This window comes from Enterobacter sp. ECC-175, from assembly GCF_043968675.1.
Lineage (GTDB): Bacteria > Pseudomonadota > Gammaproteobacteria > Enterobacterales > Enterobacteriaceae > Enterobacter.
On the sequence record NZ_CP143776.1, the window covers coordinates 1,082,323 to 1,098,340 of the forward strand.

The following is a 16,018-nucleotide window of genomic DNA, read 5'->3' on the forward strand; positions in this document are numbered from 1 at the left end:
CATAAAGGCATGGCTGCTATGCTGCCCGCTACTTTAAATGTGATGGAAGGAAAACCCATGACCACCCCGACTTTTGACACTATCGAAGCGCAGGCAAGCTACGGTATCGGCTTGCAGGTAGGCCAGCAGCTGAGCGAATCCGGCCTGGAAGGTCTGCTACCAGAAGCGCTGGTGGCGGGTATTGCGGACGCGCTGGAAGGCAATCATCCGGCCGTTCCGGTTGACGTTGTTCATCGTGCGCTGCGCGAAATCCACGAACGTGCTGACGCGGTACGTCGCGCGCGCTTCGAAGAGATGGCGGCCGACGGCGTGAAGTACCTGGAAGAGAACCGCGAGCGTGAAGGCGTGAGCAGCACCGAATCCGGCCTGCAGTTCCGCGTGATTAAGCAGGGCGATGGCGCTATCCCGGCGCGCACCGACCACGTTCGCGTGCATTACACCGGTAAGCTGATTGACGGCACCGTCTTTGACAGCTCCGTACAGCGCGGCGAACCGGCTGAATTCCCGGTCAACGGCGTGATCGCAGGCTGGATCGAAGCGCTGACCCTGATGCCGGTAGGCTCTAAATGGGAACTGACCATTCCTCATAACCTGGCCTACGGCGAGCGCGGCGCGGGCGCATCCATTCCGCCGTTCAGCACCCTGGTGTTTGAAGTCGAGCTGCTGGAAATCCTGTAATCGACATACGTTTTTCCTCTCCCCGCGCGGGAGGGGAAAATAGCGAGAAAACCTATAGTTACGCCGGAATCAACATTTTATCTTGCAAATGTACACGTTGCGTGTATTTTTGTGAGCTGTTTCGCGTTGTATGAGTGATATGACACTCACTTTAAACATATAATTAACATTATATTCAAATCATAGTATTCATCCCGCCGATTCTTACCTACTATCGATGAGTCCTTAACCGGGACCGTCACTTCTTGACGCAATTAAAGGCCAGAAGAGCCTTAACAACACAGACAGGCACAAACAGGAAAATCACATGGTAGATCAGGTCAAAGTCGCCGCCGCAGAAGAGGCGGAGTCTGAACAGTCGCTACGGCGAAATCTCACAAACCGTCATATTCAGCTTATCGCCATCGGCGGTGCCATTGGCACTGGGCTGTTTATGGGATCGGGCAAAACCATCAGCCTTGCCGGGCCGTCGATCATTTTCGTGTATATGATCATCGGCTTTATGCTCTTTTTCGTGATGCGGGCAATGGGCGAGCTGCTGCTCTCGAATCTCGAATACAAATCCTTCAGCGACTTCGCGTCCGATCTGCTTGGCCCGTGGGCGGGCTATTTTACGGGCTGGACCTACTGGTTCTGCTGGGTGGTCACCGGCATGGCGGACGTCGTTGCGATAACGGCCTATGCGCAGTTCTGGTTCCCCGGCCTGTCGGACTGGGTGGCCTCGCTGGCGGTCATCGTTCTGCTGCTGAGCCTTAACCTCGCCACCGTGAAAATGTTCGGCGAAATGGAGTTCTGGTTCGCGATGATCAAGATTGTCGCCATTGTGGGGCTTATCGTCGTCGGCCTGGTGATGGTGCTGACGCACTTCCAGTCGCCAACGGGCGTTCAGGCCTCGTTTACCCATCTGTGGGACGACGGCGGCTGGTTCCCTAAAGGCATTAGCGGCTTCTTTGCGGGCTTCCAGATTGCGGTGTTCGCGTTTGTCGGCATTGAGCTGGTGGGCACCACGGCAGCGGAAACCAAAGATCCGGAGAAATCCCTGCCGCGCGCCATCAACTCGATTCCGATTCGCATCATCATGTTCTACGTCTTCGCGCTGATCGTGATTATGTCCGTGACGCCATGGAGCTCGGTCGTGCCGACCAAGAGCCCGTTCGTTGAACTGTTCGTGCTGGTCGGGCTGCCTGCTGCGGCGAGCCTGATTAACTTCGTGGTGCTGACCTCAGCGGCTTCCTCCGCGAACAGCGGCGTGTTCTCCACCAGCCGCATGCTGTTCGGCCTGGCGCAGGAGGGCGTGGCGCCGAGCGCGTTCGCTAAGCTCTCTAAGCGCGCGGTACCGGCGAAAGGGCTGACCTTCTCCTGCATCTGCCTGCTGGGCGGCGTGGTGATGCTCTACGTGAACCCGAGCGTGATTGGCGCGTTCACCATGATCACCACGGTCTCCGCGATCCTGTTCATGTTCGTCTGGACCATTATCCTGTGCTCATACCTCGTGTACCGCAAAAAGCGTCCACAGCTGCATGAGAAGTCGATCTACAAGATGCCGCTGGGCAAGCTGATGTGCTGGGTGTGCATGGCGTTCTTCGTTTTCGTGCTGGTGTTGCTCACGCTGGAAGACGATACCCGTCAGGCGCTGATTGTTACGCCGCTGTGGTTCATCGCGCTGGGGATGGGCTGGCTGTTTATCGGTAAGAAACGTATGGCGGGCATAAGGTAAAAGCAAAACGGCAACTTCGGTTGCCGTTTTCAGTTTTTGCATCCTCTCCCCGTGGGATAGGGCCGGGTGAGGGCATCAGGCTGTAGCGGCCTTTTTTTATTCCCCGGACAGGGCGCGCGGGAACAGCACGTTATTCTCAAGGCTGATGTGTTCCATCAGGTCGTCGATCGTTTCGTTAATGCCGTTATACATCGCTTTCCACGTGGTGCACGCTTCCGGCGGCGGCGTCACGTTGTTGGTGGTGTGTTTAATCACTTCCAGCAGCTCGCCCGCGTCATCATGTTCGCTCTCCATCACGCTGATGGGCCCCATCGCCTGGCTGCCCATGCCCTGCTTAATCATCGGGAACAGGATCTGCTCCTCTTTCATCATGTGGCTGGAAAGCTCTTCGTGCAGCATGGTCAGGTATTTCGCCAGGCCGCGCGGAACGGAAGGTTTATCGGCGTGAACGCGCTCCACTTTGGTTGCCTGCATAATTAGCTCCGGCAGCTGCTCGCGGTGGCGGTCGTGGTAACGCACGATGATGTGATCGATGATTTCCGCAAGCGGTGCGGCACGCCAGTCTTTCTCTATCGGCTGTTCGGCCAGCTTTGCCAGCTCGGCTTCAATAACCTCAACGTCCAGCTCCTTGCGCGAGGCGGCGCGCGCCAGCGTCTGCTTACCGCCGCAGCAGTAGTCCATGTCGTATTTACGGAACAGCGCGGAAGCGCGGGGGATGGAGAGCGCCAGCTCGCCCAGGGGTTGGTCGCGGAAGGCCATAGCAGTTACCTCGTTATCAAGAATATAAGATGCATATTAAATGCATCTTTAAGCCGAGGCTATAACCCTTTAGAGGCAAGGGTGAAAATGTTATGCCGATCACAAAAAAATCTTATTCATTAACCTGCTGAATGAACGCGGGAATTTCCTTTCGAAAGTTTTTAAAGGCGCAGAGGCCGTAAACAACCCGCTTCGCCTGCCGATAGATACAGGTCTGACAATATATCCTGCACATACAAGGCCAAGCATGTTTAAACGTATAAAAGTGATAACCCTTCTGATCTCGGTGCTGCTCGTCCTCGGCGTCATGCAGCTGATCTCCGCCGGCATTTTTATTAATGCGCTCAATAACGATAAGCACAATTTCACGGTGTCCCAGCTTTCCAGCCAGAACGTTGCAGAATTTACCGACGCGTGGATCAGCCTGAACCAGGCGCGCGTGACCCTGAACCGCGGCATGCTGCGCCTGCAAAGCAGCATGGCGAACCAAATTAACGGCGGACAGCTGAACGAGCTGGTCTCTACCGCGAAAAAACTGCTGGCCGACGCGCAGGCGCATTACGACAAATACTACGCGCTGCCGGAAACGCCGGGCATGGACGAGAGCCTCGCGGATCGCCTGGAGGCGGAATACCGCAACTACTCCTCGACGCTGGCACAAATGAATACCCTGCTGGCGCAGGGCAATCTGGAAGATATGTTCAAGCAAAACGCCGAACAAAAGCAGGTGGCGATGCAGCGCGTCTACGGGGAATGGCGCGAGGCGCAGGCAAAGCTCACAAACGCCGGCATTAAGGATAATGAGAGCGACTACAAGCGCATTCTGTGGACGCTTTCCGCGGTCATGATCCTGGTCATTGCCGTCATTATTACCAGCTGGATCGCGATGCGCCGGGTGCTGCTGCTGCCGCTGCAGGACGTCATCAGCCATATCCGCGCGATTGCCGCAGGCGATTTAACCCAGCCGATTCAGGCGGAGGGAAAAAATGAGATGGCCATCCTTGCGCGCAACGTGCAGGAGATGCAAACGTCGCTGGCGAACACGGTCGGCGCGGTGCGTGAAGGCGCAGATACCATTTACACCGGGGCCGGCGAGATTTCGGCGGGCAGCAACGATCTCTCCTCCCGCACCGAGCAGCAGGCGGCGTCTCTGGAAGAGACGGCTGCCAGCATGGAACAGCTGACCGCGACGGTGAAGCAAAACGCCGACAACGCCCGTCAGGCCTCTCGTCTGGCGCTTGACGCGTCATCCACGGCGAAGAAGGGCGGCAGCGTGGTCGAAGGCGTGGTGCGCACGATGGATGAGATCGCCACCAGCTCCAGCAAAATTGCCCAGATCACCAACGTGATCGACGGCATTGCCTTCCAGACCAACATTCTGGCGCTGAACGCGGCGGTGGAAGCGGCGCGGGCGGGCGAGCAGGGGCGCGGCTTTGCGGTCGTGGCGGGCGAAGTGCGTACCCTCGCCCAGCGCAGCGCGCAGGCGGCGAAAGAGATCAAGGCGCTGATCGATGATTCCGGCGAACGCGTCAGCGCGGGATCCCAGCTGGTGAATGAAGCCGGGTCAACCATGGCGGAGATTGTGAATGCAGTCACCCGCGTCACCGACATCATGGGCGAAATTGCGTCGGCCTCCGACGAGCAGAGCCGCGGTATCGATCAGGTGGGTCAGGCGGTTGCTGAGATGGATCGCGTGACGCAGCAAAACGCCTCGCTGGTGGAAGAATCTGCCGCGGCGGCAGCCGCGCTGGAAGATCAGGCGGCGCGCCTGAACGAAGCCGTCGCGGTGTTTAAAATTACCCGCAGCCAGGCGGTAAAAGCCGCACCGGTGAAAACCTATGCCCCAAAAGCGCAGCCGGTAGCAGCGGCGCCTGAAGCGAACTGGGAAACGTTTTAACAACATGCCGGGTGGCGCTGACGCTTACCCGGCCTACGGTTTTATAGGCCCTGCAAGCGAAGCGCCGCCGGGCAATGCTCACACATCCGACGCCGGAATCACCGTTGGTTTTTCCGGCTTTGCCCTCACCGCTATCACCACGCCCACCACCAGCAGCGCGATCCCGCAGGCCGTCAGCAGCGGCGGCACGCTCTGGCGCATCAGGAACGTATACAGCAGCCCGGCCAGCGTTTCGAAGACGATCAGCGGCCCGAGGATCACCGTCGGCAGCTTCTGGCTGGCAATGTTCCAGCACAGCGCGCCGACCCAGGAGCACAGCACGGCGATGACGATCATCAGCCCGACGAACACCCACGGGCGCGGCCCCAGCGGCAAAGCAAACTCTGGCTGCTGGCTCCCCAGCCACAGGCAGGCGCCCGCGTAGCCTACCAGCGAGACGGGAAGCGTCACCAGCGCCTGTGCCGTGGCCCACATCATCGGGTGTTTGTCCGGGTTCTCGCGCAGCCAGCGGGCGTTGCGCAGGGCATACCACGCCCAGCACACCACGGACACACAGGCCAGCAGAATGCCGGAGACGTAGCGCCACGGGCTAAAATCGGCCAGGCCGTGGCTCAGCTCGGCAATATTCACGCACGCCAGCCCGACGGCAATGCACGCCAGCGCTGGCACCATCTTTACCCACGCCAGCTTGCCGTCCCGCTGGCTATACAGCAGGTTGGCAAAGACGGGGATCACCACCGGCAGCGTGCCGATAATCATGGTCGATACCGGCGCGCCCGTGCGCTGAATGGCGCTCGCCAGGCAGAAGTAGTAGATGAGGTTGCCCATCATGGTTAGCGCCAGCGCGGTGAGCCAGTCCTTGCGGCTCAGCTGGCGCAGCCTTGCGCGGCCAAGCCAGGCGAGAGGAAGGGCAATCAGCCCCAGCGCCAGATAGCGCCCCATGGACTGCAATACCGCCGGGTATTCCGGCACGATCAGAGGGCCGACAAATATCAGCCCCCACATCAGACCTGCAAGCAGGGCATACAACACGCCGCTAATCATCTTTCTTTCCCAATCACTTAACCCGGCATGGAGTCTAGGCAGGAAAACCGCGTCCGTATTGTATGAGGTTGCGCATTAGCGCTGAACGACCTGCTTTTGGTAGCGCACGGGCGTAATGCCGTAGCGGCGGGTAAACGCGCGGGTCAGATGCGACTGATCGGTCAGCCCGGCCGCGGCGGCGACGTCGGCGGCGGGCATGCCGCGGGTGAGGAACGCCTTGGCGCGCCAAAGGCGGATGGCCATCAGCATCTGGTGCGGCGTCACGTGGAAATGGGCCTTAAACTGGCGCTGGAAGTGGTACGGGCTAAGCGACACCACGCTCGCCAGCTCGTCCAGCGTCAGCGAATGCATATAGTTATCGTGCAGGTATTCCCGCACGCGCTCGAAGCGATGCGCTCCTTCCCGAATAACGGGCGCGTGGCGGGCCAGCGGCTGAAACGTCTCGATCAGATCCAGCAGCAGCCCCTTCTGCGCAAGCGGATCGTCCGTATGCCACAGGCCGTAAATCAGCCGGCCAATCTGGACGGAGCGCAGGGGATCGTACCGCGTGACGTCGCTAAACCACCAGTGGCGAAGGCCGGTCACCTCCTCCAGCAGGTCGGGTTCGATGTAAACCATCCGATAGCGCCAGCCGTCGTCGGTCGCAGACTCCCCGGTATGGATCTCATCCGGGTTCATGGTGACAACGGATTTTTCCGGCGCGAGGTGCTGCGTGCCGCGATAGCGAAAGCGCTCGGCGCCGGTTTCAATCGTGCCGATGCCGAACGCTTCGTGGGTGTGAGGCTCAAAGGCATAGCCGGAGATATGCGCGTGATACAGTTCGATGCCCGGCACCTGCGCCAGGTGGCGAAAGCGCGCGCTGTCTCTCTCATCAATGAACTGGTCCGGTACGCCTTGCACGGTGAGCCTCCTCATAGGTCATCTCTCCATTATCAGAGATGACCCGAGGGGATGCCACAAAAAATAACCAGTTTGTAACATTTACAGGATGGCTTTAATGCTCTCCGAAAGCGGCGTGGTTGGGCGGCCGATCAGCGCGCTCAGGGTGCGGCTGTCGTCGAACAGGCCGCCTTTGGATGCGCCGGTGTCGGAATCCGCCAGCATCTCCGCCAGCCCGGCAGGCAGCCCAACGCCCTTCAGCGCGGCGGCAAAATCGGCCTCGCTCAGGTTCTGGTACGCCACCGGCTTGCCGCTCTGTTTGCTCAGCTCGGCCGCCAGCTCGCTCAGCGTCCACGCGTTATCGCCCGCCAGCTCATAGACCTTGCCCGCGTGGCCATCCTCGGAAATCACCTTCGCGGCCGCTGCGGCGTAGTCCGCACGGGTCGCGGAGGCAATCTTGCCTTCGCCTGCGGCACCGATAAACACGCCGTGTTCCAGGGCCGGTGGCACGCTCGCCAGGTAGTTTTCGGTATACCAGCCGTTGCGCAGCAGGGCATAAGGAATGCCCGATTCCGCCAGCGCCTTCTCGGTTTCGACGTGCTCAACGTGCAGACCCAGCGGGGATGTATCCGCGTGCAGCAGGCTGGTGTAGGCAATAAACGTCACGCCAGCCGCTTTGGCGGCGTTAATCACGTTCTGGTGCTGCGCGGCGCGCTGGCCCACTTCGCTTGAGGAGACCAGCAGCAGCTTATCCACGCCGCCCAGCGCGGCGGTGAATGCGGCCTGGTCGGCGTAGTCCGCCTGACGAACGATAATTCCCCGCTGGCTCAGCGCGTCGGCTTTCGCCGGGTTACGCACGATGGCCACAATCTGGCCTGCCGGAACGGTTTTCAACAGCTCTTCAATAACGTGCTGGCCCAGCTGGCCGGTAGCGCCGGTAATCGCGATCATGGTAAATCTCCTTCGTGTTTGTCTGGTGTTGTGGCACACTATCACCATAGCTAACTTAAAGTAAGTACGCACAAAAAGGTAAGTATGAAAACAACGAATCCCACGCTCAGCGAACAAATGCGCGACGGCAACCTGTTTGCCGAGCAGTGCCCCTCGCGCGAGGTGCTCAAGCACGTCACCAGCCGCTGGGGCGTGCTTATCCTGGTGGCGCTGCGCGAAGGTACGCACCGCTTCAGCGATTTGCGCCGCAGGATGGGTGGCGTCAGCGAGAAGATGCTGTCCCAGTCTTTACAGGCGCTGGAGCAGGACGGGTTTGTCGATCGCGTGTCGTATCCGGTCGTGCCGCCGCACGTGGAATATAGCCTGACGCCGATGGGCGTTGAGGTCAGCGAGAAAGTCGCCGCGCTGGCGGACTGGATTGAGGTGAATACGCCAAAGGTGATGGAGAATCGGGACGATCGCGCGGCGTGATGCCTTACCTTAACCCACTCCCCGTGGGCCGAGGGCTCCCCACACATTTCAGCCAGTCACAGAACACGCCCTCTCCCTTGAGGGAGAGGGCTGCGGTGAGGGGGAGCATAGGGCTGCTACCTGCTCAAATCCACCTGATAAATGGCAAAGCCAATATCGTCCGTCGCCACCTTCGTCATCGGATACTGCGCCTTGTCTTTAATAAACGCGGCGGCCTTATCTGACGGGGAGGTCTCGAAACGGATATCCAGCTTCGTGTCGCCGTGGATCGGCGCGAGACGCCAGTTGTTATCCACTGCCGGATGGATTTCGCCCGCCTTTTTTGACTCCGCGCTAATCCACGCCGCCAGCACCGAGCGGTTCTCGTCCGGTGAGGCAAAGGCGATGTGGCCGTCGCCGGTTCCGGCAAACTTGCCGCCGTAGGCGCGGTAATTGTTGGTGACGACCAGGAACGTGGCGTTCGGATCGATCGGCTTATCGTTAAAGGTCAGGTTTTTGACGCGCTCCGCCTGCGGATTTACCGTCTGGCACTCGCCGTCGTATTTCGCGGGCTGCGTCACGTCGATCTGATACTTCACGCCGTCGATCACGTCGAAGTTGTAGGTGCGGAACCCGTCCCAGTTGATCAGCGACTGCGGTTTACTGCTCTTCGGATCGATCTGGTTAAACTGCCCGGCGGAGCACTCGAGCCACTCCTTCACCTCTTTACCCGTCGCTTTTACCACCACCAGCGTGTTGGGGTAGAGGTACAGATCCGCGGCGTTGCGGAAGGTGAGCTGGCCTTTTTCAACCTCAACGTAGCTGGCCGGATCGTTCTTGCGTCCGCCCACCTTGAACGGCGCGGCGGCGGAAAGCACCGGCAGCGTTGCCAGGTCCGGGTCGCCCTGAATGAAGTGCTCGGCGTAGGCCTTTTGCGCCATGTTGACCACCTGCACGGTCGGGTCATCCTGGACAAGCGCGAGGAAGCTGTACATGTTGTCGGCGGATTTGCCGATCGGCTTGCTGACGAACGCGCGGGTGGCGTCGTGGTCGTGCTTCAGCACCTCGGCAAGCTTTTTATCTTCAGCCGCCAGCGATTTTTTCGCCGCCGCGTCGTAGATTGGCCGCGCTTCGGCTTTAGACTGGGTGACCTTCCAGCTGCCGCTGTCGTTGTTCAACACCAAATCCACCACGCCAAGATGATCGCCCCACATGCCCGGCATCACGGACGGCACGCCGTTCAGCGTCCCCTTTTCGATATCCGCGCCCTTAATGCTGGCGAAATCCTTGCCCGGGAACACCGCGTGGGCGTGGCCAAACAGGATCGCATCCACGCCCGGCACTTCGCTGAGGTAATACACCGAGTTTTCCGCCATCGCCTGATACGGATCGGCTGACAGGCCAGAGTGAGCGACAACGACAACCAGATCGGCGCCTTTTTCGCGCATCTCCGGCACGTATTTGCGCGCGGTTTGGGTGATGTCGTTAACGGTCACTTTCCCGTCCAGATTCGCCTTATCCCACGTCATGATCTGCGGCGGCACGAAGCCGATGTAGCCGATTTTCAGCGTCTGTTTTTTACCGTCCTTATCTACGACCTCGGTCTCTTTAATCAGGTACGGTGTAAAAAGCGGCTTTTGGGTCTTAACGTCGATGATATTGGCGTTAACGTACGGGAATTTCGCACCGGCCAGCGCGTCGTGCAGATATTTCAGGCCGTAGTTAAATTCGTGGTTGCCGAGGTTGCCCACGGTATAGTCCAGGGTATTCATCGCCTTGTAGACGGGATGGATCTCGCCTTTTTTCAGCCCCTTCGCCGCCATATAGTCGCCGAGCGGGCTGCCCTGAATTAAATCCCCGTTGTCGACCAGCACGCTGTTTTTCACCTCACCGCGCGCGGCGTTGATCAAACTTGCGGTGCGCACCAGTCCGAATTTTTCAGTAGGGGTATCTTTGTAGTAATCGAAGTCCATCATGTTGCTGTGCAGATCGGTCGTTTCCAGTATGCGGAGGTCGACCGTCGCCGCCTGAACGCTGGCCGCAACCAGCGTTGCCAGGAGCGTTGCGCTAAACTTAATCATCTGAGGAGTCCTTTTTCCGATCCAGGCCACAAAAGAATATGTATCTACATTGAGTTACTTACAGAAGTGTGAATCCTGCCAGAAAAAGAAGCGTGTAAACCGGAATTGCTTCACAGATAGCGGAATTGTTCACAATACGATATAAATAAAACAACGAGTTATACCCACTGCGTTAACGAAGAGGTGGAGAATGCTAGATAAAATTTGTCAGCTCGCACGGGATGCGGGTGATGCCATTATGCAGGTGTACGACGGCGCGAAGCCGATGGACGTGGCCAGCAAGGCGGATGACTCGCCGGTGACGGCGGCGGATATCGCGGCGCACGGCGTGATCCTGAGGGGCCTGCAGGCGCTCACGCCGGACATCCCCGTGCTTTCAGAAGAAGCGCCGCAGGGCTGGGACGAGCGCCAGCACTGGCAGCGCTACTGGCTGGTCGACCCGCTGGACGGTACTAAAGAGTTCATCAAGCGCAACGGCGAGTTCACCGTGAACATCGCGCTGATTGAAAAAGGAAAAGCGGTGCTCGGCGTGGTCTACGCCCCGGCGATGAAGGTCATGTACAGCGCCGCGGACGGCAAAGCCTGGAAGGAAGAGTGCGGCGTGCGCAAGCAGATTCAGGTGCGCGACGCGCGTCCGCCGCTGGTGGTGATCAGCCGCTCCCACAGCGACAGCGAGCTGGAGGAGTACCTGCAGCAGCTGGGTGAGCACCAGACAACCTCGATCGGTTCCTCGCTCAAGTTCTGCCTGGTGGCGGAAGGGCAGGCGCAGCTCTATCCGCGCTTTGGGCCCACCAACGTTTGGGATACGGCGGCAGGCCACGCGGTGGCTGCGGCAGCCGGTGCGCACGTCCATGACTGGCAGGGCAAGCCGCTGGACTACACCCCGCGCGAGTCATTCCTCAACCCCGGCTTCCGCGTGTCTCTTTACTGAGCCAGCAGCTTGTGCAGCAGGGCAACCACCTGCTGCACCTCGTCCTGCGTCAATGCGCCGTCTTTTACCCACTGGACGCGGCCCTCTTTATCAAGCACCACAATCGCCGAGCTTTCCTCTTCCAGCTGCCAGGCCTTGCGCGTCACGCCGTTGCTGTCGACGATAAACTGCGACCACGGGTAGAGCTTTTTATTGCTCTCAAGGCTTGAGCGAACAAACATGCCGGAGCCGGGAATGGCGTCATCGGTATTCACAATCGTGGTGGTCTGGTAGCGATCGTGCGGGAATTTCGCGGACTTGATCGCCTCCACCAGCGTGGCGTTTTTCTCTTTTGCAGATGTACGCCCGGCAATATGTTGTACAACTCTCACTTTCCCCGCGAGCTGCGCGCTATTCCACGGTTTGTAGCTAAACTTATCATTGTCGAGAATCAATTCTCCCCGGTCTGCAATACCGACAGGGGGCACGCGTTGTCCTTTCTCAATAGTGTGCGCGCAAGCCCACAGGGGCAGAAGCAGGAGTGCGGCTGCCAGGATGTTACGTAGGGTCATGGTGTTTCCTTATTGTTAGCAGGTGATCCGACCACTTGGTCATGCACTTTTAATCATAAGTGCGATCAATGTGGTTTTCCCGCAATCCCAATGCCAGTTTGCGGGTGAACGCACATATCCATGAAAAAACGACGGCTTATACTGCCCCGGCTCACGGTTTGCAAAGATTATTCTGATTAATTGTAATCAAACGGTAAATAAACTTATGCATACTGGGTATCAATGGTTTTCTGGTCTATAGTCAATGGGCATTAAATTTGCGCTCAGGACAGTCGGGCCGATTGTGGCACCGCAAGAGCGTATGATTCGCAGGAGAGACAAGAATGAAAATTTTCCAACGCTACAACCCGCTTCAGGTGGCGAAGTACGTGAAGATCCTGTTCCGAGGACGGTTGTATATCAAGGATGTTGGCGCTTTTGAGTTCGATAAGGGCAAAATCCTTATCCCAAAAGTGAAGGACAAACAGCACCTGTCTGTGATGTCCGAAGTCAACCGTCAGGTTATGCGTCTGCAAACTGAGATGGCTTAACCAACGTGCTATGCAGTAAGTTGTAAAAAAACGGCTCCCCGATGGGAGCCGTTGATGTTTGTGGGGCAGGCACCTTACGCCGACACTTTCTCTTCCGCGTCAGGCATCCGTGGCACCAGCACGGTCGGCTTGTTATCGATGCGCGTCACCAGCAGCTGGTCAATGCGGTAGTTATCAATATCCACCACTTCGAACTTATAGCCGGAGAACTTCACCGAGTCGGTGCGTTTCGGGATTTTACGCAGCATAAACATCATAAAGCCGCCGATGGTCTCGTAATTGCCGGACTGCGGGAACTCGTCGATATCCAGCACGCGCATCACGTCCTCGATCGGCGTACCGCCGTCAATCAGCCATGAGTTATCGTCACGCTGAACAATCTGCTCTTCCAGCCCCTGGCCGACCAGGTCGCCCATCAGGGTGGTCATGACGTCGTTCAGGGTGATAATGCCCACCACCAGCGCGTACTCGTTCATGATCACCGCGAAGTCTTCCCCGGCGGTTTTAAAGCTTTCCAGCGCTTCCGAAAGCGTCAGCGTATCCGGCACAATCAGCGTATTGCGGATCTGCACGCCGCTGTTCAGCGCCAGGCTCTGGTTCGCCAGCACGCGGTTCAGCAGGTCCTTTGAATCCACGTAGCCAATGATGTGGTCGATATCTTCATTACAGACCAGGAACTTAGAGTGTGGATGCTCGGCGACCTTTTGCTTCAGGCTCTGCTCGTCTTCGTGCAGATCGAACCAAATCACGTTTTCGCGCCCGGTCATGGACGACGGTACGGTACGGGACTCCAGCTCAAACACGTTCTCAATCAGCTCGTGCTCCTGCTTGCGCAGCACGCCCGCCAGGGCGCCCGCTTCGAACACCGCATAAATATCATCAGAGGTAATGTCGTCTTTTCGCACCATCGGAATTTTAAACAGGCGGAAAATGCTGTTAGCCAGGCCGTTGAAGAACCACACCAGCGGGCGGAACAGGAACAGGCAGAAGCGCATCGGGTTGATGATGCGCAAAGCCACGGCTTCTGGCGCAATCATACCGATGCGTTTCGGGGTCAGGTCAGCGAAGAGGATGAACAGGCCCGTCACCAGCGAGAAGGAGAGGATAAAGCTCAGCTGCTCGGAAAGTTCAGGCGAAAAGTAGCGTGAGAAGAGGCCGTGAAACACCGGCGAAAACGCCGCATCGCCGACGATACCGCCGAGGATGGCGACCGCGTTCAGGCCAATCTGCACCACGGTAAAGAACATGCCGGGGTTCTCCTGCATCTTCAGAATGCGGGAGGCATTGACGTTGCCTTCATCGGCAAGCAACTTGAGTTTGATTTTACGAGAGGCGGCCAGCGAGATCTCCGATATCGAGAAAAATGCGCTGACGGCAATAAGGCAAAGTATTACTAAAATACTGTTTAACATAGTTTATCTGACTTCTGTCAGATCCTCGGAAGGGAAGTTGATCTTAGTTGTGTGAAAACACATTGAACACCGGTTCGTAGCGTTGAGCCGATTATTTCAGCGGTAGTATAGCGTAAAGACATGTAAATCTGCCAGAGGTCACGTTTTAGCCGACACGCCCGATTTGCCCAGCTGCGGCGTGGCGATTGCTGAAAGATGCAAGCTGCCAGCTACGGCGGTGCGCGCGACGCATTCCGATGACGGTCTGCCGAAAATTAACATTCAATAGATTAATCTTAACGCCAGAGACTTTAAATGTTAATAATCTGATATTTTATTAACTTATGGAGCTTGTCGTTATAATGCATGAATTTTGTAGATTAATATTCTGTCATCGCTGAAAATAGGACAATTCCCGATATTTTTATCGGCATCGTAAGGCATGAGGGTAATAAAAGGCGTGCGAAGCCGTAAAATTGACACTTCTTTGAAAATCTTTGTGTTATATAACTAATGAAATTAACGCAAAAATGTACATCCCGCATATTACAATATTTTCTTAAATAACAATGCGCTTAACATCGCGCAAAAAAGTCGCTATTTCTTCCATTTGTCTAGAAACCACAGGAATTGTCTTATTGTTAACACCTCGTTAACATTGTGGGTATAGTTCTCACTGAAGCGTTTTGTTATGCTTCAGACAAATCTTAAGTTTAACTAATCTAATTCCTGTTTTTTTAATGGGACGACTATCTACACCCTAAATTCAGGTATCGCGAAATCAGGCCCGGATAAATAAGGAGGGTAACCATTGCGGTCGTTATTAATATTTCAGATGGCTACAGCCTGTATTTTATTTATGGGCTTAACCTCAGGGGCCATTTCCAGTAATGGATTACCCGGTGCGGCAACGGTAGAGAAAACCTCGCTGAAGGAGAGCATTTTATTTGCTTTCGATCGCGACCCCTCTATTAACCAACAGGCTGCACAGCTGGGTATCGGGCAGGCGCGCATCGACGAAGCGCGCAGCGGCTGGATGCCGCAAATCTCCCTGACGGGCAGTACGGGACATAGCCAGACGACCGACTCCAGCGGATCGCTGAAAAACTCTGCGGCCTATGGATTAAGCCTGACCCAGCTGGTGTACGACTTTGGTAAAACCAACAGCGCCATCGACCAGGCTTCCGCCCAGCGCGATAGCTACCGCTATCAGCTGATGGGCACGCTGTCTGACGTGGCGGAGAAGACCGCGCTGAGCTACGTCGAAGTGCTGCGCTATACCGCGCTGACCCAGGCGGCGCAGGAGAACATTGTTGCGCTGCAGAACGTGCAGCGGCTGGCGACGCTTCGCTCTCAGGCCGGGCTCAGCTCTACGTCCGACGAGCTGCAGACAGAAACGCGCATCGCGGGCATGCGGGCAACGGTTGAGCAGTACAAAGCCGCGCTGAACAGCGCCCGCGCGCGCCTGAGCGTGCTGACGGGAATCAACGCCAAAACGCTTGCCCCGCTGCCCGCCTCGCTGGAGGTGGAGGAAGGCGCGCTGGACAGCATTGATTATTCGCTGATCCCGGCGGTGCTTGCCGCGCAAACCATGGAAACGGCGGCACAGCACGGCGTTTCACAGGCCCGCGCCCAGCACTGGCCGACCGTCAGCCTTCAGGGCGGCAGGACGCGCTACGAATCCACCAACCGCGCCTACTGGGACGACCAGATCCAGCTCAACGTGAACGCGCCAATTTACCAGGGCGGAGCCGTTTCAGCCCGCGTCCAGCAGGCCCAGGGCGCACGCGCGATGGCCGCCTCGCAGGTCGATCAGGCCCGTTTCGACGTGCTGCAGAAAGCCTCCGTCGCCCAGGCCGACTGGGCGGGGGCGCGCGGACGCATGCAGGCCGGCATACAGCAGCTGAATAATGCCCTGCGCACGCGCGACGTTTATAAAAATGAATACACCCTGAGCAAAAGAAGTATCAACGATTTACTCAGCGTTGAGCAGGACGTCTGGCAGTCAACGCTGTCGAAAATCTCAGCAGAATATGACGGCTGGAGCGCAGCAATTAATTACGCTTCCGCTATCGATAATTTAATGCCAATCACCGGCATTGAAAAAAACGCTGAAGCAAAACTACCTAGTTTGAGTTAGGTGAGCGCGGAGTCATCCG

14 protein-coding genes are annotated in these 16,018 nt (G+C 57.4%); 7 read left to right on the top strand and 7 right to left on the bottom strand.

Translation table 11 applies throughout. The features are described from left to right. Positions 1-57 precede the first annotated feature (57 nt). Together fklB and cycA are read left to right on the top strand one after the other, a co-directional pair. Positions 58-678 (top strand): FKBP-type peptidyl-prolyl cis-trans isomerase, encoded by a 621-nt coding sequence (fklB, locus tag V1599_RS05205; protein ID WP_181573247.1) that lies wholly within the window; start codon positions 58-60, stop codon positions 676-678. A 307-nt stretch (positions 679-985) separates the two neighbouring features. Continuing rightward, complete coding sequence (cycA, locus tag V1599_RS05210) at positions 986-2,395, top strand: D-serine/D-alanine/glycine transporter (RefSeq protein WP_395301123.1); 1,410 nt, start codon at positions 986-988, stop codon at positions 2,393-2,395. 96 nt (positions 2,396-2,491) lie between these two features. On the opposite strand, the gene ytfE is transcribed toward cycA, so the two are convergent. Further along, a complete protein-coding gene (gene ytfE, locus V1599_RS05215) occupies positions 2,492-3,154 on the bottom strand; it encodes an iron-sulfur cluster repair protein YtfE (RefSeq protein ID WP_112012024.1) in 663 nt (220 codons plus the stop codon). Positions 3,155-3,401: 247 nt separating this feature from the next. Here ytfE and V1599_RS05220 point away from each other — a divergent pair, with 247 nt between their 5' ends. Beyond that, on the top strand, positions 3,402-5,051 hold the full coding sequence (locus V1599_RS05220) for a methyl-accepting chemotaxis protein (RefSeq protein ID WP_395301124.1): 1,650 nt from the start codon (positions 3,402-3,404) through the stop codon (positions 5,049-5,051). A gap of 78 nt (positions 5,052-5,129) precedes the next feature. On the opposite strand, the gene V1599_RS05225 is transcribed toward V1599_RS05220, so the two are convergent. From V1599_RS05225 to V1599_RS05235, 3 genes are all read right to left on the bottom strand, one after another. After that, entirely contained in the window at positions 5,130-6,095 is a 966-nt protein-coding gene (locus V1599_RS05225; protein ID WP_395301125.1) for a DMT family transporter, read from the bottom strand. 75 nt (positions 6,096-6,170) lie between these two features. Next, entirely contained in the window at positions 6,171-6,995 is an 825-nt protein-coding gene (locus V1599_RS05230; protein ID WP_395301126.1) for an AraC family ligand binding domain-containing protein, read from the bottom strand. 81 nt (positions 6,996-7,076) lie between these two features. Then, positions 7,077-7,925, bottom strand: coding sequence for an SDR family oxidoreductase (locus V1599_RS05235; RefSeq protein WP_395301127.1), 849 nt, complete (start codon positions 7,923-7,925; stop codon positions 7,077-7,079). 84 nt (positions 7,926-8,009) lie between these two features. On the opposite strand from V1599_RS05235, the gene V1599_RS05240 reads away from it, so the two are divergent. Then, positions 8,010-8,396, top strand: coding sequence for a helix-turn-helix domain-containing protein (locus tag V1599_RS05240; RefSeq protein ID WP_112012029.1), 387 nt, complete (start codon positions 8,010-8,012; stop codon positions 8,394-8,396). Positions 8,397-8,512: 116 nt separating this feature from the next. Here the strand turns inward: V1599_RS05240 and cpdB are convergent, their stop codons facing one another. Further along, on the bottom strand, positions 8,513-10,456 hold the full coding sequence (cpdB, locus tag V1599_RS05245) for a 2',3'-cyclic-nucleotide 2'-phosphodiesterase (protein ID WP_395301128.1): 1,944 nt from the start codon (positions 10,454-10,456) through the stop codon (positions 8,513-8,515). A 190-nt stretch (positions 10,457-10,646) separates the two neighbouring features. On the opposite strand from cpdB, the gene cysQ reads away from it, so the two are divergent. Beyond that, positions 10,647-11,387, top strand: coding sequence for a 3'(2'),5'-bisphosphate nucleotidase CysQ (cysQ, locus tag V1599_RS05250; RefSeq protein ID WP_395301129.1), 741 nt, complete (start codon positions 10,647-10,649; stop codon positions 11,385-11,387). Here cysQ and V1599_RS05255 read toward each other — a convergent pair. Beyond that, entirely contained in the window at positions 11,381-11,938 is a 558-nt protein-coding gene (locus V1599_RS05255) for a YtfJ family protein (protein WP_112012032.1), read from the bottom strand. The two genes, cysQ and V1599_RS05255, sit on opposite strands and share 7 nt — an antisense overlap. A gap of 323 nt (positions 11,939-12,261) precedes the next feature. Between V1599_RS05255 and V1599_RS05260 the strand changes: the two genes are divergently transcribed. Then, the gene (locus V1599_RS05260) at positions 12,262-12,468 is read left to right on the top strand and encodes a DUF1107 domain-containing protein (protein WP_003856054.1); all 207 of its coding nucleotides are present in this window, start codon (positions 12,262-12,264) and stop codon (positions 12,466-12,468) included. A 74-nt stretch (positions 12,469-12,542) separates the two neighbouring features. Here the strand turns inward: V1599_RS05260 and V1599_RS05265 are convergent, their stop codons facing one another. Next, entirely contained in the window at positions 12,543-13,880 is a 1,338-nt protein-coding gene (locus V1599_RS05265; RefSeq protein WP_112012033.1) for a hemolysin family protein, read from the bottom strand. Between the two features lie 838 nt (positions 13,881-14,718). On the opposite strand from V1599_RS05265, the gene V1599_RS05270 reads away from it, so the two are divergent. Next, complete coding sequence (locus V1599_RS05270; protein WP_258458743.1) at positions 14,719-15,999, top strand: TolC family outer membrane protein; 1,281 nt, start codon at positions 14,719-14,721, stop codon at positions 15,997-15,999. Positions 16,000-16,018 lie beyond the last annotated feature (19 nt).